Annotated in this window: 16 protein-coding genes; 9 read left to right on the forward strand and 7 right to left on the reverse strand. The window is 74.0% G+C overall.

Translation table 11 applies throughout. From position 1 onward, the window contains the following. Positions 1-12: 12 nt before the first annotated feature. Together C3489_RS17745 and C3489_RS17750 are read left to right on the forward strand one after the other, a co-directional pair. The gene (locus tag C3489_RS17745) at positions 13-1,401 is read left to right on the forward strand and encodes an amidohydrolase family protein (protein WP_103782852.1); all 1,389 of its coding nucleotides are present in this window, start codon (positions 13-15) and stop codon (positions 1,399-1,401) included. After that, positions 1,398-2,108: a sulfite exporter TauE/SafE family protein gene (locus C3489_RS17750; RefSeq protein ID WP_103782818.1), complete on the forward strand. Its 711-nt coding sequence runs from the start codon at positions 1,398-1,400 to the stop codon at positions 2,106-2,108. The genes C3489_RS17745 and C3489_RS17750 overlap by 4 nt, the downstream gene beginning before the upstream one ends. A 219-nt stretch (positions 2,109-2,327) precedes the next feature. On the opposite strand, the gene C3489_RS17755 is transcribed toward C3489_RS17750, so the two are convergent. After that, positions 2,328-3,332, reverse strand: a complete 1,005-nt coding sequence (locus C3489_RS17755) for a LacI family DNA-binding transcriptional regulator (RefSeq protein ID WP_103782819.1) — start codon at positions 3,330-3,332, stop codon at positions 2,328-2,330. A gap of 101 nt (positions 3,333-3,433) precedes the next feature. Further along, positions 3,434-5,065 (reverse strand): glycosyltransferase family A protein, encoded by a 1,632-nt coding sequence (locus tag C3489_RS17760; RefSeq protein ID WP_181139721.1) that lies wholly within the window; start codon positions 5,063-5,065, stop codon positions 3,434-3,436. Positions 5,066-5,552: 487 nt separating this feature from the next. Here C3489_RS17760 and C3489_RS17765 point away from each other — a divergent pair, with 487 nt between their 5' ends. Beyond that, complete coding sequence (locus tag C3489_RS17765) at positions 5,553-6,764, forward strand: glycosyltransferase (protein ID WP_103782821.1); 1,212 nt, start codon at positions 5,553-5,555, stop codon at positions 6,762-6,764. A gap of 215 nt (positions 6,765-6,979) precedes the next feature. Next, positions 6,980-9,136: an RNA polymerase recycling motor ATPase HelR gene (helR, locus tag C3489_RS17770; protein ID WP_103782822.1), complete on the forward strand. Its 2,157-nt coding sequence runs from the start codon at positions 6,980-6,982 to the stop codon at positions 9,134-9,136. Between the two features lie 7 nt (positions 9,137-9,143). On the opposite strand, the gene rox is transcribed toward helR, so the two are convergent. Both rox and C3489_RS17780 read right to left on the reverse strand, forming a co-directional pair. Further along, complete coding sequence (gene rox, locus C3489_RS17775) at positions 9,144-10,571, reverse strand: rifampin monooxygenase (protein ID WP_103782823.1); 1,428 nt, start codon at positions 10,569-10,571, stop codon at positions 9,144-9,146. 173 nt (positions 10,572-10,744) lie between these two features. Continuing rightward, positions 10,745-11,671, reverse strand: coding sequence for an RNA polymerase sigma-70 factor (locus C3489_RS17780; protein WP_103782824.1), 927 nt, complete (start codon positions 11,669-11,671; stop codon positions 10,745-10,747). Positions 11,672-11,843: 172 nt separating this feature from the next. Here C3489_RS17780 and C3489_RS17785 point away from each other — a divergent pair, with 172 nt between their 5' ends. From C3489_RS17785 to C3489_RS17800, 4 genes are all read left to right on the forward strand, one after another. Continuing rightward, positions 11,844-12,644 carry an SAM-dependent methyltransferase gene (locus C3489_RS17785; protein WP_103782825.1) on the forward strand — a complete coding sequence of 267 codons (801 nt, stop codon included), beginning with the start codon at positions 11,844-11,846 and terminating at the stop codon, positions 12,642-12,644. 211 nt (positions 12,645-12,855) lie between these two features. Beyond that, positions 12,856-13,962 (forward strand): tryptophan--tRNA ligase, encoded by a 1,107-nt coding sequence (gene trpS / locus C3489_RS17790; RefSeq protein ID WP_374936751.1) that lies wholly within the window; start codon positions 12,856-12,858, stop codon positions 13,960-13,962. Between the two features lie 82 nt (positions 13,963-14,044). Beyond that, positions 14,045-14,623 carry a TetR/AcrR family transcriptional regulator gene (locus C3489_RS17795; RefSeq protein ID WP_103782827.1) on the forward strand — a complete coding sequence of 193 codons (579 nt, stop codon included), beginning with the start codon at positions 14,045-14,047 and terminating at the stop codon, positions 14,621-14,623. A 74-nt stretch (positions 14,624-14,697) separates the two neighbouring features. Beyond that, positions 14,698-16,857 (forward strand): FUSC family protein, encoded by a 2,160-nt coding sequence (locus C3489_RS17800; protein ID WP_103782828.1) that lies wholly within the window; start codon positions 14,698-14,700, stop codon positions 16,855-16,857. On the opposite strand, the gene C3489_RS17805 is transcribed toward C3489_RS17800, so the two are convergent. Next, positions 16,832-17,914 (reverse strand): alpha/beta hydrolase, encoded by a 1,083-nt coding sequence (locus tag C3489_RS17805; RefSeq protein ID WP_103782829.1) that lies wholly within the window; start codon positions 17,912-17,914, stop codon positions 16,832-16,834. The two genes, C3489_RS17800 and C3489_RS17805, sit on opposite strands and share 26 nt — an antisense overlap. 113 nt (positions 17,915-18,027) lie before the next feature. Then, entirely contained in the window at positions 18,028-18,996 is a 969-nt protein-coding gene (locus C3489_RS17810; protein WP_103782830.1) for a hypothetical protein, read from the reverse strand. A gap of 127 nt (positions 18,997-19,123) precedes the next feature. On the opposite strand from C3489_RS17810, the gene C3489_RS17815 reads away from it, so the two are divergent. Next, complete coding sequence (locus C3489_RS17815) at positions 19,124-19,483, forward strand: DUF6233 domain-containing protein (RefSeq protein WP_103782831.1); 360 nt, start codon at positions 19,124-19,126, stop codon at positions 19,481-19,483. 40 nt (positions 19,484-19,523) lie between these two features. On the opposite strand, the gene C3489_RS17820 is transcribed toward C3489_RS17815, so the two are convergent. Further along, a complete protein-coding gene (locus C3489_RS17820; RefSeq protein WP_258054755.1) occupies positions 19,524-21,965 on the reverse strand; it encodes a helix-turn-helix domain-containing protein in 2,442 nt (813 codons plus the stop codon). Between the last annotated feature and the right edge of the window lie 56 nt (positions 21,966-22,021).

Here is a 22,021-nt window from a genome sequence, read left to right on the forward strand (position 1 = left end):
GACAAGGACGACATGCTCCCCCTGCTCAGCCCCGACCCCGGCCCGCTGCTGCTGGTCCCCGACGCCGTCTGGCTGCCCGACGGGCCGGCCGAGGACCACGCCGTCGTCGTGACCGGCGCCGCCTTCACCGACGTCGGACCCGCCGCCCGTGTGCTCCGCGACCACCCCGGGCTCAGCCCCGTGCGGCTGCCCGGCTGCGCCCTGCTGCCCGGCTTCGTCGACGCCCACCACCACCTCACCCAGAGCTTCGGGTCCGCCCTGGCCTTCGGTGAGCCCTCGGAGATCTTCCGCCGGGTGTGGGTGCCGCTGGAAGGCGCGCTCGACGAGGAGTCCGCGTACGTGTCCGCGAAGCTCGCCGCGTGGGAGGCACTGCGCGGCGGCTTCACCACCGTCGCGGACGCCGGCACCCGCGCGCCCATCGACGTGGAGGCCGTGGCGAGCGCCGCACGCGACGCGGGCCTGCGCTGCGTCCTGGGCGCGATCTGCAACGACGCGGACGACAGCGGCGCGGACGACGTGCTCGCCCGGGCCGACAAGCACCTCGCCCGCTACGCGAGCGACCCGCTGGTGCACCCCTCGCTCGCCGTCTCCATCCCCGAGGCCGCCACCGAGCCCACCCTCACCGCTCTGGCCCGGCTCGCCGCCGAGGCCGGGGCGGTGCTCCAGATCCACGTCAACGAACACCTGGCCGCGGTGGAGCGCTCTCTCGTACGACACGGACTGCGCCCGCTGGAGCATCTGCACCGCCTGGGGGTGCTCGGGCCGCATCTGCTCGCCGCCCACGCCACCCTGCTGACGCCCCGTGAACTCGCCCTGCTGCGCGACACCGGCACCGCCGTCAGCTACAACCCCGTCGCCAGCGCCTGGAAGGGCAACGCGGTCGCGCCCGCGCTGCTCATGGCCGAGGAGGGCATCCGCTTCGGCCTCGGCACCGACGGCACCCGCGGCGACGCCTTCCGGCTGCTCGACGCCGCCGAGACCGCCCAGCGCCTCACCCACGGGCTGGCCAGCGGCGACTCCTCCTGCGGCGGCGGCTGGACCTGGCTCGACCACGGCACCCGGCTGGGCGCCGACGCGGTCGGCCTGGGCACGAAGGCCGGTGTCGCGGGCGTGCGCACGGGCGTGGTGTCCGCGGGCTCGGCAGCCGACTTCCTGCTCGTCGACCTCACCGTCCCGGAGCTCGCCGCCTCCCACGACCTGCCCTGGGAGCTGCTGCGCCGCGGCAACCGGGACCAGATCACCGGGGTGTTCACGGGCGGGCGGCTCCGGCTGTGGCACGGCCGGCCCCTGAACTGGGACGGCCCGGCCCTGGTGGCACGAGCCCGCGAACTCGCCGCCGACGTCGTGGGGCGGGCCCCGATCGTGCGGGTGCACAAGCCCTCCACGGAGGCCGCGCGATGAGCGGCGACGCCCTCGCCCTGCTGGCCGTGACCGTGGCCGTCGCCGCCTTCGTCCAGGGCGCCAGCGGCCTCGGCTACGCCCTGATCGTGGCGCCGGTGGCCGGGCTCGCCGACCCCGGGCTGCTGCCCGTCTTCCTGCTCGCGTCGATGATCCCGCTGAACCTGTACGTGGCCTGGCGGGAGCGGTCCAGTATCGATCTGCGGGGCGCCGGCTGGATCACCGGCGCCCGCCTCGCGGCCACGCCGGCCGGGCTGGTGCTGCTCGCCGCCGTCCCCGAACACGATCTCGGGCTCCTGGTGGGGGTAGCGACCGTGCTCGCGGCGCTGGTGAGCCTGGCCGCGCCGGCGTTCGCGCCGGGGCGTGCGGCGTACGTGGGGGCCGGTCTGGTCACCGGCATCACCGAGACGGCCACCGGTGTGGGCGGTCCGCCGCTGGCGCTGGTGTACCAGCACCGGCCGCCGCCGGAGCTGCGGGCCACGGTCGCGGTGTGCTTCCTGCTGGGCGAGGCCGCGTCGCTGGTGCTGCTGTTCGCCACGGGGCGGGCGCATGTGGATCATCTGGGGGCCGCGTTGTGGATGCTGCCCGCGTTGGCCGCCGGCGCTGCGTTGAGCCGGCTGGTGCATCATCGGCTCGATGCGCGGCGGTTGCGGCTGGGGGTGCTGGTGTTCGCGCTGGTGTCTGGGCTGGTGCTCATTCTGGGGCTCTGACATCCCGGGTGCGGCTCGTTGTGCCGGGTGCGGCTCGTTGTGCCGGGTGCGGCTCGTTGTGCCGGGTGCGGCTCTATTTGCCGGGGCGGTCGCGTCTGCCGGGTGCGGTCGTCTTTCGGGTGCGGGGCGGTGGGGGGCTGGTCGCGCAGTTCCCCGCGCCCCTTTTGGTGGGCCGTCGTCCCCGGTGTCAGTGGGTCCTGGTGGAGGATGCTCTTCGGATCAAGCGGGGGCTTGGCATGGTGGGGGGTGGGTGGGGGTGTCGGGGCGTAGGTGGTGCAGGAGCAGGGTGAGGGCTTGGGCCGCCGCCTGTTCCAGGTGCAGGTCCACCGCCGTCAGCGGGGGCATGCAGGTCCTCGCGCGCAGGCCGTCGTAGCGGGTGACGACCAGGACGTCGTCCGGCACCGCGCGTCCGCTCTCGTGCAGCGCGCGCACCGCGCCCACCGCGAACGCGTCGACCATCACGCACAGCGCGTCGATGCCGGGATGCTCGCGCAGCAGCGCCGCGCACGCCTCGTACCCCGCCTGCTCGCCGCCGGACTCCTCGGCGACGGCCGTCACCGGCGGCCAGCCGTGCCGTTCGGCGGCGCGGGCGTAGGCCGCCCGGGCGTCCACGGCCGAGGACCGGGTGCCCGGCGCGGTGAGCAGCGCCGCGCTGCGGGCGCCCTCGCCGGCCAGGTGGTCCAGCAGCAGCTCGGTGACCGCCTCGCCGTTGAGGTCGACGTACGGCGCCTGCCCGGCGTCGGGCATCGGCCGGCCCAGCGCCACCCACGGCAGCCCGCGGTCCTTCAGCTCGGCCACCACCGGGTCGTCCTGCCGGGGTTCCACGACGATGGCGCCGTCGACGTCGACGGTGCGCAGCCCCGCGCCGGACTCCCCCGGCGGCAGCAGCACCAGCGCGAACCCGTGCGCCAGCGCGTGCTCGGCGGCGGCCGCCGCGACCTCCATGTAGAAGCCCAGCCGGGACGGCCCGCCGGCCACGGCGAGCGGCATCGACGACAGCAGGGCGATCGCCCTGGCCTCCCCGCGCCGCAGCCGCTGGGCGCGCAGATTGGGCCGGTAACCCAGTTCCGCGGCGACCCGCTTGACCCGCTCACGGGTGCGCGGGTCGACCTTGCCCAGCCCGTTGAGCGCGTGCGAGACGGTCGTACGCGAGACACCGGCGACGCGCGCCACATCGGCGATCGTCGGCTGACGGGACGCGGAGGCCGGGCGGGGATCGGTCATCGGCAGCTGTTCTCCTCCTACGCTGTGTGCCGCCCAGTCTTCCCGATGTCCCGGCGGTCCGGCACGCCGCCTCCCCGAAACCGCCCCGGCCCCGGGCCGGCCTAGGTGAGGCGGGCGCGTATGGCGCGGGCGGCCTTGCCGGTGATGCTGAAGGCGTAGGCGGTGACCGCGGACGGGGCCTGTTCCAGGTGCAGCACCAGGTGTGCGCCGTCGGGCCGGACCCGGGCGGTGTGCACGCGCTTCCCGGAGCCGGGCAGGGAGACGGCGTGGGGACCGCGGCGTCCGACGCCGTTGCCGAGCGCCGTGCCGAGGCCGCCGCGCGCGCTGAGGCCGTGGGCGCTGCACCGCAGCGACACATGCCAGTCGCCGGACTGCAGGGGCCGGCCGTCGTCGGCGGAGGCGAGGTCGACGCGGACCCGGAAGCAGGCCCGCCCGTAGTCGTACGTCTCCTTGCCGCGCGCGACCGTCAGGTGCGGGGAGGGCACCTGGTCGCAGGTGACGGCGACCTCCTTGCCGCTGCGCGTGTGACGCAGGATCAGCTCGGTGACCAGGTCGTCGGTGTCGACCTGGTCGAGGTAGGCGTAGCCGCCCAGTTCGAGGACGCTGCCCTGCCACAGCAGGTGGTCGAGCCGGCGGCGCGGGCTGACCTTGAGCGCGTCGGAGGTGATCTCGCACAGGTCCTCGTACTCGGCCGCGTCGGGCGCCGGGAACGGCGGTGCCGCGTACAGCTTCCCGTTCCGGACGAGCGACTTGCCCGGGCGGCCGGCGAGCTCCCACTCGATGACCGCGGTGAGTTCGTCCACCAGCCCTTCGCGCAGGCAGTGGATGACGATCCGCTCGTGCAGGCCGAACTTGGCGAGGATCGCGGGCGTGACCCACTTCTCGGCGTAGGGGCGGGCCGTCTCCACGAGTTCGCGGCGGGTGGCGGCGTCGGCGTCGAGGTAGCGCTGGTCGAAGCGGCGCACCATCTCCACCCGGACGTGACGGGTCACCAGGTGGTCGCGCAGCGGCCCGGGTTCGGTCATACCGGTGACCAGGGCCACCATCTCGTCGGCCTGTTCGAGGGCGGTGCGCAGTTCGAGGCCGTTCGCGGTGATGTTCCCGTCGTCGCCGCGCTTGACGACGTAGTAGCAGTCGTAGTCGCCGACGATCGAGATGACCTTGCTGTGCAGATAGGCGCGGGCGACGAAGTGCTGGTCCTCGCTGATGCGCATGTGCTCCGGGAAGCGGAGCTTGTGCTCCTCCAGCATGCTGCGCCGGAACAGCTTGAACGGCATCAGCGTGTAGTAGACGTCGCCCTTGGACAGGTCGGCCTTGTCGACGTTCTTGGCGAACACCTGCTTGGGGACGCGGCGGCCGACGCCGACCAGCTTGGCGAGGACGGTGTCGGAGTTGTTCTTCTCCGCCATCGCGACCAGTCGTTCGAGCGCTTCGGGGCCCAGGCAGTCGTCGCCGTCGAGGAAGAACACATAGGTGCCGGTGGCGTGGTCGAGCCCCACGTTGCGCGGCCGGCTCGGGCCGCCCGACGGCTCCTGGTGGATCACCTTCATCCGCCAGGGCTGCTCCGCCGCCCACGCGTCGAGACGTTCACCGCTGCCGTCGGTGCTGCCGTCGTCCACGGCCACGACCTCCAGCGCGTCCATGCCGATGGACTGCTGCGCGACCGAGGCGAGCGTCTGCTCCAGATAGGGCAGCGCGTTGTAGACCGGTATCACCACCGAGACCACTGGCACGTCAGACCCCTTCACCGGATACCCCCCTATGCAGATGGTGTGAAAACTGCTGACGCCTGCCGCGGGCTCCGGTGGATGTAGGCGCTGGTCAGACCCCAACAACTCAGTGCTCCGGCCGATGATATGCGACCGCGAGGTGAAGAATACGCAACCATACGCACACGTCCGCATGACTCGCCGTCACACGATCGGGTACCGCGGACGGGTCTCGTGCATGCGTACGCGCAGGGGGAGCAGGGGGTTGGCGGTGGAGGCGTCCGCGACGACGGAGTGAGGGTGCGCGAGGGGGCGCGGTCGGAGTGCGCGAGCGCGTGGTGGGGGCGCGCGAGGGGGCGAGAAATCGGCGCAAAAAGAAAGGGAAAGGAGGTCACCCGCTCCTTTCCACTCTCAACGTATAGCGCACAGGGGGGCTTGCCGCAAGGCCCCGGTGGTGCCGCAGAATCGGCGGCCGAAGCCAGAAGCGGGTCGAAAAGGGTGGGGTCGCGCAATGCGTGTGGTGTTGTCTACGTATGGTTCCCGAGGGGACGTCGAGCCGCTGGCCGGGCTGGCGGTGCGGCTGCGGGACCGCGGCGCCGAGGTGCGGGTGTGCGCGCCGCCGGACGAGGACTTCGCGCGGCGGCTGGCCGGCGTCGGTGTGCCGCTGGTGCCGGTCGGTCCGTCGGCGCGGGCGCTGACGAAGGCGGCTCTGCCGGCGTCCTCGCTGCCGGAGCGGGCGGCCCGGTTGATGGCCGGTCAGATCGAGGCGGTCGCCGAGGCGGCCGAGGGATGTGACGCCCTGGTGGCGACCGGCATGCTCCCGGCGGCGGCCGGCGCGCTGTCAGTTGCGGAGAAACTGGGCGTGCCCGCCGTGTCGGTGACGTTCCAGCAGGTCACTCTGCCGTCACCGGTGCGTCGGCCGCTGGCCTATCCGGGCCGGCCGCTCCCGCCGGAGGTCACCGACAACGGGGTGCTGTGGGAGCTCGACGCGCAGCACATCGACGCGCTGTTCGGTGAGGCGCTGAACACCAATCGGGCGTCGATCGGCCTGCCCCCGGTGGACCGCGTCCGCGACTACGTCGTCGGCGAGCGGCCGTGGCTGGCGACGGACCCGGTGCTCGACCCATGGCAGGGGATGCCGGACCTCGGCGTGGTGCAGACCGGCGCGTGGCTGGTGGCGGACGAACGCCCGCTGCCGGCCGAGCTGGTGGCGCTCCTGGAGGCCGGTGAGCCGCCGGTGTACGTCGGCTTCGGCAGCATGCCGATGCACGGGGCGGCGGACGTCGCCGAGGTGGCCGTCGAGGCGGTCCGGGCGCAGGGGCGCCGGGTGCTGCTCGGTCGCGGCTGGGCGGATCTGTCCCTGATCGACGCCGAGGACGACTGTTTCGCCGTCGGTGAGGTGAACCAGCAGGCGCTGTTCGCCCGGGTGGCCGCGGTGGTGCACCACGGTGGCGCGGGCACCACGACGACGGCCACCCGGGCCGGTGCGCCGCAGGTGGTCGTGCCCCAGCTGGCGGACCAGCCGTACTGGGCCGGCCGGGTGGCCGAGCTGGGCATCGGCGCGGCGCACGACCGCCCGACGCCGACCGTCGAGTCCCTGTCGGCCGCGCTCAGGACGGCCCTGGACCCGGCGACCCGCGCCCGGGCCAGCGCGGTGGCGGGCATGGTCCGCACGGACGGTGCGGCGGTGGCCGCACGCCTGCTGCTCGACGCGGCCGGCTGAGCCACGGGGGCGCCCGGGGCCGGCCCGGGTCCGGCCGGACCGACCTGGGCCGGCCCTTCGCGGCCGGCCCGGCGGGACCTCCCGGACCGCTGTCCCTGCCTCTAGGCCCCGGCCCCAGTCCCTGCCCCCGGTCCTCGGACCCCGTCCCAGGCCCCCGGCCCCACCCCGAGAGACCACGACACACCCGCGCGCGGCCCGTGAACGGAGCTGATCCTTTGAACCCCCTGACCACCAGCGCCTTCGACCTCCCCGACCGTCTGTCCGCCAAGGCCGACCCGGCGCTCATCGCCGGCGACGAGCGGCACTTCGCGGCCATCGCCGCGTGCCTGGAGCAGACGATCGCCGAGGTGTCCGACCGGCTCGCCGCCGAGCTCAGGGCGCCCGGCGGCACGGGCCAGCAGGCGATGGACCGGGACATCGAGGTCCACCGGCTGAACGGCCGGCTGCGCACCCTGCGCCGCTTCGGCCTGGACCTGTGCCTCGGGCACATGGTCGGCGCGGACGACTCCGAGCCCGTGTACATCGGCCGGCTGGGTCTCACCGACAGCGAGGGGCGGCGGCTGCTGATCGACTGGCGCTCCCCCGCCGCCGAGCCGTTCTTCGCGGCCACCCACGCCGACCCGATGGGTCTGGCGAGCCGCCGCCGGTACCGGTGGCACGGCGGCCGGATCAGCGACTACTGGGACGAGGTGTTCACCGAGGACGGTCTGCAGGGGCGGGCCGCGCTCGACGACCAGTCCGCGTTCATCGCCAGCCTCGGCGGCAACCGCTCGGACCGGATGCGTGACGTGCTCGCCACCATCCAGGCCGACCAGGACGCCATCATCCGGGCGGGGTCGCGCGGTGCCCTCGTGGTCGACGGCGGGCCGGGCACGGGCAAGACGGTCGTCGCGCTGCACCGCACCGCGCATCTGCTGTACTCCGACCCGCGCCTCGGTCACCGCCGCGGCGGTGTCCTGTTCGTCGGCCCGCACCGGCCCTATCTGGCGTACGTCTCCGACGTGCTGCCCAGCCTCGGAGAGGAGGGCGTGCAGACCTGCACCCTGCTGGATCTCGTCGCGGAGGGCGCCTCGGCGACGGTGGAGAGCGACCCCGAGGTCGCCCGGCTGAAGGCGTCCGCGGACATGGTGAAGGCGATCGAGACCGCCGTCAGGTTCTACGAGGAGCCGCCCACCGAGCCGCTCACCGTCACGGTCGACTGGTCCGGCATCCGGCTGACCGCCGCCGACTGGGCCGAGGCCTTCGAGGCACCGGAACCGGGCACCGCGCACAACGAGGGACGCGAGCAGGTCTGGGAGAAGCTGGTCGAGATCCTCGGCGACAAGTACGACGGTGATGTCTCCCCGGAGCTGTTCCGCAGGGCGCTGCGGCAGGACGAGGAGCTGAACGCCGCCCTCGGCCGTGCCTGGCCGCTGCTGGACGCGGCCGACGTCGTCGGCGACCTGTGGTCGGTGCCGGCCTACCTGCGGATGTGCGCGCCCTGGCTCACCCGCGACGAGGTCCGTGCGCTGCAGCGAAAGGAGCCGCAGGCCTGGACGGTGTCCGATCTGCCGCTGCTGGACGCGGCCCGGCAGCGGCTCGGTGACCCGGCCTCGGGCCGCCGCAAGCGCCGGCAGGAAGCCGCGGTCGCCGCCGAGCGCGCGTACCGGGCGCAGGTCACCGAGAACCTGCTGCGGACCGACGACGACTGGCAGGGCATGCTGATGACGATGCTGACCGGGCAGGATCTGCAGAACAGCCTGGTCGCCGCCGAGGCGCCGCAGCGCACCAAACCCGACCTGCTCGCCGGTCCGTTCGCGCACATCGTCGTGGACGAGGCGCAGGAACTGACGGACGCGGAGTGGCAGATGCTGCTGCTGCGGTGCCCGTCGCGCAGCTTCACCATCGTCGGGGACCGCGCCCAGGCCCGGCACGGCTTCACCGAGTCGTGGCGCGAGCGGCTGGAGCGGGTCGGGTTCGACCGGATCGACCTGGCCTCCCTGACCATCAACTACCGTACGCCGCAGGAGATCATGGCGGAGGCCGAGCCGGTCATCCGGGCGGCGCTGCCGGATGCCAACGTGCCGACCTCCGTGCGCAGCAACGGTCTGCCCGTCGTGCGCGGCCACGTGGCGGAGCGGGACGCCATCCTCGAAGCCTGGCTCGCCGGCCATGACGAGGGCGTCGCCTGTGTCATCGGTGATCCTTCGTTCCGTGAGACGCCGCGGGTCCGGTCGCTGACGCCGCAGCTGGCCAAGGGGCTGGAGTTCGACCTGGTGGTGCTGGTCGACCCGGAGGAGTTCGGCACGGGTGTCGCGGGGGCGGTCGACCGCTATGTCGCGATGACCCGGGCGACCGGGCAGCTCGTCGTCCTCACCGGCTCCCTGGAATGACCCCCAGTCAGTCCGAAGGGCTGCCGAACCACTTCCGCAGCGAGCCGAGCAGGTCCCGCTGGTCCTCGCCGACCCATGCCACGTAACCGTCGGGCCGTAGCAGGACGGCGGTCACGTCCAGCTCCTCGGCGGCGTCGACGACGTGGTCGACCCGGTCGGCCCAGCCCGCCACCGAGAGCGCGCCGGTGCGGTCGAGGAGCAGTCCGCGACCGTCGTGCATCAGCTCGTACAGGCGACCGCTCTTGAGCTGTACGTCCCGCAGCCGCCGGCCGAGCAGTTCGTGGCCCTCGCCGAGGTCGTAGCGGACGTTGACGGCGAAGGCCGTCTCGGTCATGTACCGGTTCACCTCCTCGAAGTCCATCAGCCTCGACAGCAGCCCGCGCAGCGCGACCGCGCCCGGATCGGTCCCCAGCAGCGTCATCTGGGCGCGGGTGTTGTCCAGCACGGCGGCGCCCACCGGGTGCCGTTCGGTGTGGTAGCTGTCCAGCAGCCCCTCCGGTGCCCAGCCGGCCACTTCGGCGGCCAGCTTCCAGCCGAGGTTGAACGCGTCCTGGATGCCCAGGTTGAGGCCCTGGCCGCCGGTCGGCGGGTGGATGTGGGCGGCGTCGCCGGCCAGCAGCACCCGGCCGACCCGGTAGCGCTCGGCCTGCCGGGTGGCGTCGCCGAAGCGGGAGAGCCAGCGCGGCGAGTGCACACCGAAGTCGGTGCCCGCGACGGCCCGCAGCCGCTGCCGGAACTCCTCCAGGGTCGGCGCGTCCGCACCCTCCTCGGCCACCTCCCCCGCGGGCACGCCGACGCGGTACACCCCGTCCCCGTTGGGGATGACGCCGAAGCGGAGCTCCGTCTTGCGGACTTCGGCCACGACGGCGGTGACGGTGTCCTGGTCCTCGGTCATCTCCATGTCGCCCAGCAGCGTCTCGACCTTGGCGGGTTCCCCGGGGAACGGGACGCCCAGCTGTTTGCGCACGGTGCTGCGGCCGCCGTCGCAGCCGACCAGGTACCGCGAGCGCAGCCGCGTGCCGTCGGCCAGCTCGACGGTCACCCCGTCGGGGTCCTGGGCGAGCCCCACCACTTCGCAGCCGAGCCGGAGTTCGGCGCCGAGTTCGAGCGCGCGCTCGCGCAGCAGCCGTTCGGTGACCGGCTGCAGGATGCTGAGACCGTACGGGTGTGCCGTGTCCATCCCCTTGGGCCACGGCTTGTGGATGCCCCCGAAGAAGCCGCCGACCTGGAACTTCTCACCGGCCGCGAGGAAGCGGTCCAGCAGGCCGCGCTGGTCCGTCATCTCCACGCTGCGCACGTGCAGGCCACGCCCCCGGGACTCGGCGGTCGGCTCGGTCAGTTTCTCCAGCACGACCACGTGCACGTCGTGCAGGCGCAGCTCGGCGGCGAGCATCAGGCCGGTCGGGCCGCCACCGGCGATGAGTACATCGATCATGAAAAATCCCCGTTTCCGCAGGTTGTGCCGTTGCCGGGCGATTCTGCGGTACGAGGGGGGCCTTGCCGCAAGCCCCCCTGTGCGCTATACGTTGAGAGTGGCAAGGAGTGGTCGAGCTCCTTGCCTTCGTCATTTCGGCCGTCTTTTCGGCCGTCTTTTCGGCCCTCTGCTCGTCAGCGGATCACCGCGGTCTCCCGGTCGAGGCGGGACAGCTTCGCGGGGTTGCGCACGGCGTAGAGCCCGGTGATGCGGCCGCCCTCGATGCGCACCGTGACGACCGTGTCGACCTCGCCGTCCCGGCGGAGCAGCAGGGCCGGGTGGCCGTTGACGTACACCGAGTGCAGCGACCTGATCGCGGGGATCACCACCAGCAGGGGGACCACCGGGGCGGCTCCCACGACCGGCTCCAGCGCGGCCTGGACGACCCCTCCGCCGTCGCCGATGAAGACGACGTCCGGGGCGAGGATGTCGAACAGGCCCTGCAGGTCGCCCGTCTCGATGGCCCGACGGAACGCCTCCAGCACGTCCCGCGACTCGTCGGGCGACACCGGCCCGCGGGGCCGGCGCGCGGCCACGTGGGTGCGCGCCCGGTGCGCGATCTGGCGAACCGCCGCCGGCTTCTTGTCGACCGCCTGCGCGATCTCGTCGTAGTCGATGCCGAAGACCTCGCGCAGCACGAACACCGCCCGCTCGGTGGGGGAGAGCGTCTCCAGCACCAGCAGCATCGCCGTCGACACGCTCTCGGCCAGTTCGACGTCGTCGGCCACATCGGGGGCGGTGAGCAGCGGTTCCGGCAGCCAGGAGCCGACATAGGCCTCCTTGCGCCGGCGCAGGGTGCGCAGCCGGGTCAGCGCCTGCCGCGTGGTGATGCGGACCAGGTAGGCCCGCTTGTCCCGCACCGTGTCGGTGTCGACGCCCGCCCAGCGCAGCCAGGCGTCCTGCAGGACGTCCTCCGCGTCGGCGGCCGAGCCGAGCATCTCGTAGGCGACGGTGAACAGCAGATTGCGGTGCTCGACGAACGCCTCGGTGGCGGACTCCATACGGCCGTCCCGCGCACCCGCCCGGGTCGGTCCCGCCGCTTCCTCGACGCGCTCGCTCATCACCGGCTCCTGCTCGTTCGCTCTGGTCCATGTCACATGCACAAGACACCGGACCGCCCTGTTCTGTGACACCTGCGCCGGGAAAACACGAACTGGTGGGTGGCAAGGGCGCGTTCGGACGTAGGTTGTGCGGTGAATGATCGACGCCTCGGCTGAAAGACGGACAGGACTCATGACCGACCCCGCGACGACGCACCAGAAGATCGACACGTCGGTGCCGCACTCCGCCCGCATCTGGAACTACTGGCTCGGCGGCAAGGACAACTACCCCGTCGACGAGGAGGCCGGTGACGCCTACACCGCCGTCTTCCCCGGCATCGTCACCATCGCCCGCAGCAGCCGCGCCTTCCTGCGCCGCAACATCACGTACCTGGTCTCCGAGGCGGGCATCCGGCAGTTCCTGGACATCGGCACCGGACTGCCGACCGCGGACAACACCCATGAGGTCGCCCAGCGGCTCGCGCCCGAGACGCGGATCGTCTACGTCGACAATGACCCGATGGTCCTGGCCCACGCCCGCGCCCTGCTCTACTCCTCCCGCGAGGGCGCGACCGCCTACATCGACGCCGATGTGACGGACCCGGACCGCATCCTCGCGGCCGCCACCGACACCCTGGACCTCAGCCGGCCCACCGCGCTCATCCTCAGCAACATCCTGGGCCATGTCGCCGACCACGGGCAGGCCCGGGCCATCGTCACGCGGCTGATGGACGCCCTGCCGTCGGGCAGCTACCTCTCCGTCAACGACGGCTCGCGCGGCATCGATCCGGTCTTCGAGGAGGCCCAGGACGCGTACAACAACAGCGGTGCCGTGCCGTACAACCTGCGCACGGTCGAGGAGATCACCGCGTACTTCGACGGCCTGGAACTCGTCGAGCCCGGCGTGGTCCCGGTCACGCAGTGGCGGCCGGAGCCGGGTTCGCCCGCGCCGCAGATCATCGCCGAGCACGGCGGGCTGGCCCGCAAGCCGTAGGGCCGCGGGGCGCGGACGGACGGATCACCGCGGTCGGCGGTATGCTGTGCACATGCATCTTTCGTCGCGTCTCGGCTGGTGGCGCTCCTCCTAGGAGCGGCCACCCCAGACGTATGACCCAAGGGCCGTTCGGATGAACGGCCCTTCTGCGTCCCCTGGAACAGGGCTCGTGTCATCCCCCGACGGCGAGATCCCACCACCAGGAGACCCTGTGACCACCATCGCGCAGACCGTGACCCCCGACGCCCCCGCCCCGGCCTCCGACACCCTCGGGGTGTCCGCCGCCCGGGCCCGCAGCGCGGTACTGGAGGAACTGATCCTTCAGGACCCGGGGCGGTTCCGGGTGCTGACCGGCGACCGCCCCACCGGCCGCCTGCACCTCGGGCACTACTTCGGCACCCTGCACAACCGGGTCCGGCTGCAGGACCTCGGCGTGGAGCTGTTCGTCCTCGTCGCGGACTACCAGGTCCTCACCGACCGGGACGTGGCGGACGACCTGACCGGGCACGTCGAGGAGCTGGTCCTGGACCACCTCGCCATCGGCGTGGACCCGGCCCGCAGCACGATCTTCACGCACAGCGCGGTCCCCGCCCTCAACCAGCTGATGCTGCCCTTCCTCAGCCTGGTCTCCGTCGCCGAACTGAGCCGCAACCCCACCGTGAAGGACGAGATCGCGCACTCGCGCCAGTCCGCGGTCAGCGGCCTGATGTTCACCTATCCCGTCCACCAGGCCGCCGACATCCTCTTCTGCAAGGCCAACCTGGTACCGGTCGGCCAGGACCAGCTCCCCCACCTGGAGATCACCCGCACCGTCGCCCGCCGCTTCAACGACCGCTACGGCGACGGCGCCACCGTGTTCCCGCAGCCCGAGGCGCTGCTGTCGAGCGCGCCGCTGCTGCTCGGCACCGACGGCACCAAGATGAGCAAGAGCCGCCGCAACTCCATCGCCCTGGCCGCCGACGCCGACGAGACCGCCCGCCTGATCAAGGGCGCCAGGACCGACTCCGAGCGGCACATCGCCTACGACCCGGTCACGCGCCCCGAGGTGTCCTCGCTCCTGCTGCTGGCGGCCCTGTGCCAGAACCGCACCCCGCAGCAGGTCGCCGAGGACATCGGCTCGGCGGGCGCGGCCGCGCTGAAGAAGACGGTGACCGAGGCGGTCAACGAGTACCTGGCGCCGATCCGTGCGCGCCGGGCGGAGTACGCCCAGGACCGCGCCTTTGTGCGCCGCACCCTGCGGGAGGGCAACGAGCGCGCCAGGGCCGTGGCCGACGCCACGCTCGCCGAGGTCCGTGCCGCCATGAACAGCCGGTACTGACCGGGCGGTTCCCGGCGGGGCCCGGCGGACCGGTCCGGGTGAAGTACTTTGAGCGTAGTGCTGCGAGAGGAGTGGTGGAGCGGTGGTGAGACGGAACGACGAACGGCGTGCCGCGCTGGTCGACGCCGCGATCGAGGTGCTGGCCGGTCAGGGCGCCCGGGGCCTGACGTTCCGGGCGGTGGACACGGAGGCCGAAGTGCCCACCGGCACGGCCTCCAACTACTTCTCCGACCGGGACGACCTGCTCACCCAGGCCGGCGCCCGGGTCTACGAGCGGCTGCGGCCCGACGAGGCGACGATCGCCCGGCAGCAGGCGGCCGGCCGGGACCCGGAGGCGTACGCGGAGCTGATGCGTGAACTGGTCGGGCGGGTCGCGTCGTTCCGCACCGGCTATCTGGCGCTGCTCGAACTGCGTCTGGAGGCCACCCGTCGCCCCGGCCTGCGCAAGGTCCTCACCGAACGCGTCCGCGCGGACCTCGACGCCAACGTCGCCTACCACGAGGCCTCCGGCCTGCCGGGCGACGCCATGGCCGTGAAACTGCTGTATCTGGCGCTGAACTGGCTGATCGCCGAGCAGCTCACGCTCCCGGACGTCTTCACCGAGGCCGAGCGCGAGGACCTGGTGACGGCCGCCGTGGCGCGCATCGTGGCGGCAGGTTAGGCGGGCGGGGCGAACGCCCGGCCCGGGTGCCGCCGGGGGGTGCCGGGCGGGGCGGTGTGGGTGATGCTGAAGGGGTGCGTGGTGTCGCAGCCCGGTCGTTCCCGGCGGCCTACGCCGCCTCGGGACGGCGAGCCGTGCGGGTGTCGCTGGTCGCCGCGGCCGGCTTCTACCTCTTCCGCTACGGCCTCGACCGCCCGGTCGCGGCCACGTACGCGCTGTTCGCCGCCGTCGCCCTCGGCGGGTTGTCCCGGATTCCCGGCACCGGGCGGCAGCGGGCCGCGGTGCTGCTGCGGTCGCTGCCCGTGTGCTGGGTCCTGGTGGTCGTCGGCACCTACCTGTCGGTGCGCACCTGGAGCGCCGTCGTCGGCATGCTGCTGGTCGGTTTCGCGCTGGCCTTCGTCGCCGTGGGCGGGCCGCGTGCGGCGGGGGCGGCACCGGGGCTCCAACTGCTGTACATCCTGCCGTCCTTCCCGCCGTACGACCCGGCATCGCTGGGCGACCGGCTGATCGGGGCGAGCACCGGTGTGGCCCTGCTCGTCGTGGCGGAGGCGCTGATCCTCGCCGAGCCCGAGCCGCCGCCGTACGAGGAACGCGCCGCCGGCGCCGCACTCACCGCCGACCGGTGCGCGCGGCGTCTCGCCGAGCCGCCGTCCACCCTGAGCGCCGCGGACCTGGCGGCGGCGCTGCAGGCCGGCCAGGCGCTGCGGCCCCTGGGGGTGCCGGAGGCGGAACGCCCGGCGGGCCCCGGGCGGCGTGATCGGGCCCTCGCCCACACCGGCCTGGCCACCCGCACCCTCCTGCACCGCCTGGCACGGCTGCGCAGCGGGCCGGACGGGCCGGGGCCCGAGGTGACGCCGGTGCTGCGGGCGGTGGCGGACCTGTCCGGGGCGACCGCAGGCTGCCTGCGCGCCGGGCCGTCGCCGGTGGCGTCGTACGAGACGCTGGTCGCGGTACGCGCACGCCTGGCGGCGACCGGGGCGCGGCAGCAGGTCGCCGCGTCCGGCGCCGCCGGCGCCGCCGGTTTCCCGCCCGCGGTCCTGCGCGAGCAGTCCGCCGTGCTGGAGGCCGCCGACGCGGCGCTGGCCATGGGTACGGCGGCCGATCTGGCGGTGCACGGCCGGCGTGCGGCGGTCCCCGTGCCGCCGGGCCGCTTCTGGTACGCCACGACCTGGGCGCCGCTGCTGTGGTGGCACCGGCTGCGCGGGCACGCCGGACGCCGGTCGGTGTTCTTCCAGAACGCGGTGCGCATCGCCCTGGCGCTGACGGCGGCGCGACTGGTGGCGGGGGTGGACACACTGCCCCACGGGTTCTGGGCCACGCTGGCGGCGCTCACGCTGACCAGGACCACCATGGACGAGACCTGGCACACCATCCGCCTGGCGCTGACGGGCACCCTGGCCGGCGCCCTGGTGACCGCCGGCATGCTGACCCTGGCGGGGACCGACACCCGCGTGTACGCGGTGCTGCTGCCGCTGTGGATGCTGTTCGCCTTCACCGTGGGACCGGTCCGGGGCGTCGGCTGGGCGCAGGGCCTGTTCACCGTGCTGGTGGCGCTGGTCTTCGCGCAGCTGGCGCCGCCGACGTGGCGGCTGGCGGAGGTACGGATGCTGGACGTGCTGGTCGGCAGCGCGATCGGCGCCGTCTTCGGTGTGCTGGCGTGGCCGCGCGGGGCCCATGACGAGCTGCGCTACGCGGCCGCGGACCTGCTGCGCAGGGCGGCGGAGATCGTCGTGGCCACCAGCGTCTCCGCCGCGCGCGGCGGCGCCGTGAACCTGCCCTCGGGGGCGCCGGGCCACGGGACCCTGCATCGCTCGGTGATCCTCGCGGAGTCGGCCTACGCGCAGTACCAGAGCGAGCCGACGCACTTCGGCGGCAGGGCGCGCGCACCGACGGCGCCCGCGGTGGACTGGCAGGCGGCGCTGATGGCCGGTCACCACACGCTGTGGGGGTCGCAGCGGCTGCTGGAGCCGCCGCCGACCGGGCTGGGCCCGGCGGCGGCCGAGGCGCTCGCCGTGCTCGGGGAGCGGGTGGCCGGGCGGATGCTGCTGGCGTCGGCGGCGCTGGACCCGGGCGGTGACACACCGACCGCGCCGGTGCCGCTGATCGATCCGGGTTTCCCTGAGTTCGCCGCCGAGCCGCCGGACGCGCCCCGGCTGTACTACGCGGCGGTGTCGTGGCTGGAGTCGCTGACGGCGGACCTGGCCCGGATCAGCTCCGCCCCTCGGCCGGGGTGAGGGCGCCCGCGGGCCGGGACCGCGCGGCGGGGGTGTGCCCGGACTGGGCAAGGAGGCGCCGCAGCCAGCGGGTGCGGGCGTCGCGGGCGTCCTGGCTGAGGGCGGCTCGGGGCGCGAACGTGTCGAAGCCGTGGCAGGCGCCGGGCCACACGTGCAGTTCGGCCTGGCCGCCGGCCTGCCACAGGGCACCCGCGTACGCCACGTCCTCGTCCCGGAAGGTCTCCGCCGAGCCGACCTCGATGTAGGCCGGGGGCAGTCCGGACAGATCCGTGGCGCGGGCGGGCGCCGCGTAGGGCGGCACGTCGTCGGTGCCGTACCGGTCGCCCAGCAGGGCCTGCCACGCGGTGATGTTGGAGGTGCGGTCCCAGGTGTCGACGCCGGCCATCTGGTGGCTGGAGAAGGTGTCGTTGCGGTCGTCGAGCATCGGGCACAGCAGTAGTTGCCCGATGGGCGTGGGTCCGCCCCGGTCCCGGGTGAGCAGGGCGAGGGCGGCGGCGAGTCCACCGCCGGCGCTCTTGCCTCCGACGATGATGCGGTCGGCGTCGATGCCCAGCTCGTCCGCGTGTGCGGCCACCCGGACCAGCCCGGCGTAGCAGTCCTCCACGGGTCCGGGATGGCGCACCCGTGGTGCCAGGCCGTACTCGACGGAGACGACGGCCAGCTCCAGCGGCTCCGCCCATGCGCGCAGCAGCTGGGGCAGTACGGACCACGCGTTGCCCATGATCATGCCGCCGCCGTGCAGGTAGTACAGCAGCGGCAGCGGCCCGCTGATCCCGGCGGGCCGCGCGCTGACGAGCGTGACGTCCCGTCGGCCGCAGAGCGACGGCACGCTCAGCTCCGCGACCTCGAACCGCCCGTCGGCCTCCAGCTCCCGGAGGGTGGGCCGGGGCCGGGCGGTGGCGTCCCGCCGCTGCCGCTCGGCCAGGTTCTCCGGGGTGACCGGTTCCCGCACCCACTCCCCCGACGCCGCCAGCGCCGCCCGCAGCTCCGGGTCGAGCGGGGGCGCCTGCCCGGCCGACGGGACGGGAGCGGGCTCAGGTGACTGCGCGAGATCCATGCCGGGCAGTCAATCACCGGGCGACCGCGGCGTACGGCGGCGGGTGGCCGCCCCGGCGCCTCGGGGCCGGCCGCGCCCGGGACCGGGATCGATCAGCCCGGGACCGGCATCGATCAGGACGCGTCGCGGAAGAGCGCGGCAGGGCCGATGACGCCGGGCCCGAACCGGTCGCGGATGCGGTCGATCGCGCTCTCGGCCACCACCCGCGCCTCGCGCCCGGCGTCGAGGCTCAGTTGCCGGGCCACCCGCTCGGCGTCGACGAGGTCCTCGCCCCTCAGCGTGATCCGCGTGAGCCGGCCGCGCTGCAGGCCGGCGGCGTCCATCAGCTGGTAGGCGAGCGCGCGCAGGTCGTCGTCGTGCGCGGAGGGCTCGGTCAGGCGGCGGGTCTTCTCCCAGCCGCCGCCGGCGGCGAAGGACAGCTGGAGGGTCAGGGCGCGGGCGGCCTGTCCCCGGTGACGCAGCAGGCTGCCGAGCCGGACGACCAGGGAGAGCAGGGCGGAACGGACGTCGGCGCCGTCCAGCGCCTCGCGCGCGAAGGTGTGCCGTACGGTCGCCGAGGCGGGCAGGGCGCGGGGCACGACGGGGCGGGGGTCGATGCCGCGGGCGTGGTCGGCGGCCAGCCGGCCGGCCCGGCCGCCGAGCAGCCGCTGCACGGTGGCGGGCGGCGCGGCGGCGAGCAGGCCGACGCAGTGGATGCCGTAGTCACGCAGCACCTCGGCCTGGCGGGGGCCGATGCCGTGCAGGGCCTCCACGGGGAGCGGGCCGAGCCAGCCGGTGACCTGGCCGGGTTCGACGGCGAGGACACCGCCGGGCGGGGCGACCTGTCCGGAGGCGGTGGCCGCGACGGTGATGGACGGCCCGATGCCGACGCGGACGTCGATGCCGAGACGGGAGACGGTCCGCACCCGCAGCATCTCGCCGAGCCGGCGCGCGTCGGCGCCGTGGTAGCGCAGCGCGCCCTTCAGCTCGACCAGCGCGGCGGACGGCGGCAGTGCCTGCACGACCGGCGAGAGCCCCGCGAGCTCCTCCAGCAGCTGCCGGTACCCCTCCTCCGGCAGCCGGTCCGGCCCGCGCACATGCATGACCGTGGCCGCCCGGCCTGCTCGAACTCCAGCGTTCACGGGTTCTCACCTCCCACCCTCACGATATCGAACGAAAAATCGAACACGCGAGTGCGCAACGGTGGATCTTGGGCCTAGAATCAAAAACGTGTTCGATGACCTGCCGCCCGACCTCGACCGACTCCGCACCCTGCGCGTGTGGCACGCCCTGTGGGTGGAGCGGATCGACCGGAAGATCGCGGCGATCCAGCGGCGTCAGGCCGAACAGGAGCGCGGGCGGCGCAACCGGCCCGCGCCGCCCGAGTGGCTCGTCCAGCTCGGCATCGGCTCGGGCCGGCCCCCGATCCAGGTGCACGCCGGCGACTGCCGCATGGCCGGCTCCCGGCACCGCCCGGTCGGGCGTGAGGAGGCCCGTCGTCTCCTCGCCGGCGGTCTGCCGGCCTGTGTCCACTGCCGGCCCGACGCCCGGCTGCACCTGCTGGACTTAGATCCGGCCGCCGCCGCGTGAGGTGTGATCGCGGGTCCCGGCCCGGCGCCCGCCCGTCCGCTCAGACGGTGTCCCGCCGCAGGGCCCGTGCCGAGGCGCGGTGCTGCTCGGCCGCCGCCGGGTCCGTCGCGTCGAGCAGGGCCGCGATGCCGTCGTGGGCCAGTGCCTCCGCGTACCGGTTGCCGAGTCGCGGGGCCAGCTCCAGCGCCTGCCGGTGCAGCCGCAGGGCCTCCTCCGGCAGGCCCGCGAGCCGGCAGGTCTCGGCGTAGCCGTCCAGGAAATGGATCTTCCAGTGTTCCTCGAACAACTCGTCGAGCAGGGCGAACGCCTCCCGGTGGCTGGCCAGTGCCTCCTCGTACCGGCCCATCCGGCGCAGCGCGACACCCCGGCAGTTCAGGCACCAGGCCTGGTTGTGCAGGTGGCCGTCGGCGCGGGCCGCCGCAAGCGCCTGTTCCAGGTGCCCGGCCGCCTCGTCGGGTGCCTCGTCGGCGATGGCCACGCCGAGGGTGATCCGGGCCGTCAGGGCGGGCGGACAGGAGGGGTCGGTGTGCGGGGCGGCGAGCACCTCGCGGGCCCGCCGCGCCGCCTCCTCACGGTGTCCCAGTTGCAGCATCGCCCACGCCTCCGCCGCGGCGGCGTCGGCCGCGGCGGTCGGCAGGCCGGCCTGCTCGTAGAGCTTGCCCGCCAGCCGGAAGAGGGCGAGCGGGTCCTCGACCTGTCCCGCGTCCCAGCTCAGGTAACCGCGCCGCAGGGTGAGTTCGGCCTCCGCACGGCCGTCCCCGGCCCGGGACACCAGGGCGCCGGCGGTTTCGTAGGCGTCGGCGGCCTCCGCCATCCGGCCCGCGTTGTAGCGCGCGAAGCCGAGATCGCTGTGTGCCTCGGCGAGCCGCAGCGGGTCGCCCAGACGCTCGGCGGCGGCCAGCGACCGTTCGAAGAGGAAGTTGAGGTGGGTCGTACCGCAGCGGCGCGCGAAGTACGCGCGCAGGAAGCGGGGCAGTTCGCACACGTGGACGTCGGCGCCGACGGCGGCCGCCGTCTCGAAGACGGCGATCAGGTTGGCGTACTCCGTCACGAGCCAGGTGAAGGCCGCGTGCTTGTCCGCGAACCGCGGCAGCGCGGCCGGGGGCCGGACCGCGGCGGCCGCCCGTGCGGGCGACAGGAACGGCATCGCGGCGTCGGCGGCGGCCGCCGCGTGCACGTAGTAGTCGAGCACCCGGCCCAGGGCGCGCTCCCGCTCGGCCGCCGAGTCCTGCTCGGCGGCGGCCCGGCGAGCGTGCTGGTGCACCAGGTCGTGCAGCCGGTAACGGCCCGCGACCGGCTGCTGGACGAGATGCGCGTCGAGCAGGTCCTCCAGCATCGTCTGCGCGGTGCGCAGCGGTACGTCGGCCAGCGCGGCCGCCACGTACTCGTCGAAGGACTCCACCGGCAGCAGGCCCAGCAGCCGGAACAGTCGGGCCTGGGCGCGGTTCAACTGCCGCACGGACATGGCGAACGCGGTGTCGAACTCGCTCGCGCCCTCGGCCATCCGCTCCACCAGGATGCCCACGGTCCAGCCCGGCCGGTGCCGCAGCCGGGCCCCGGCCAGCCGCAGGGCCAGCGGCAGACGGCCGCACAGCCGCAGCACCTCGGCCGCCGCCCGCGGATCCCGGGCCAGCCTGCCGTCGGGGCCGCTCTCGCCGCTGGCGCGGGCCAGCAGTTCGGCGCTCTCCAGCTCACTGAGCACGTCCAGCGAGACCGGGGGCACCTCGTCCAGGCCGAGCAGCCGGTTGCGGCTGGTGATCAGGACGACGGAGTCTCCGGCACCGGGCAGCAGCGGGCGCACCTGCTCGGCGTCGGCGGCGTTGTCGACGACCACGAGGACCCGCCGGTGCGCCAGTTCCGAACGCCAGCAGGCGGCCAGCTGCTCCAGGCCGTCCTGCGGGACCCGCTCGGAGGGCACGTCGAGCGCGCCGAGCAGCATCCGCAGCGCGGAGTCGGGGTCGAGCGGGGGCCTGCCCTCGGTGAACCCGTGCAGATCGACGTACAGCCGGCCGTCGGGGAAGCCGGCGGCGAGCCGGTGGGCGGCGTGCACCGCGAGCGTGGTCTTGCCGACGCCCGCCATGCCGTCGACACACACCGCCCGGTGGCTGTCGACCGCGGCGAACACGGCGGCGAGCTGTTCCTCGCGCCCGGTGAAGTCGGGCACGTCGCGCGGCAGGTCGTTGCGGGGCAGCGGCCGGCCCTGGCGGCTGCTCTTCGGCGGCGCCGGCAGCGGGTTCGAGGTGCGCTCCCACAGCGGGCGCAGGGGGCGCGGGTCGCGCTTGACGAGACGGCACAGGGCGACCACCGCCGGCCAGGGCGGCACGGTCTGCCCGTTGAGATAGCGCGAGAGTGACGAGGAGCTCAGGCCGGTGTCCCTGGCCAGGGCCCGTACGCCGAGCCCGGACAGTTCCTGCAGCAGGCGCAGCCGCGCCGCCAGCTCGTCCTGGGGATCCGCCTGCCCCGCCCGTGCGCGTCCGTCCACCGTTGCGTTCCCCCGCCGTCGTCGTCCCGTGGCCGCTGAAGTCTGTACGGCCAAGT

The sequence above is a fragment of the Streptomyces sp. Ru71 genome, assembly GCF_002920535.1.
In the GTDB taxonomy this organism is placed as follows: domain Bacteria; phylum Actinomycetota; class Actinomycetes; order Streptomycetales; family Streptomycetaceae; genus Streptomyces.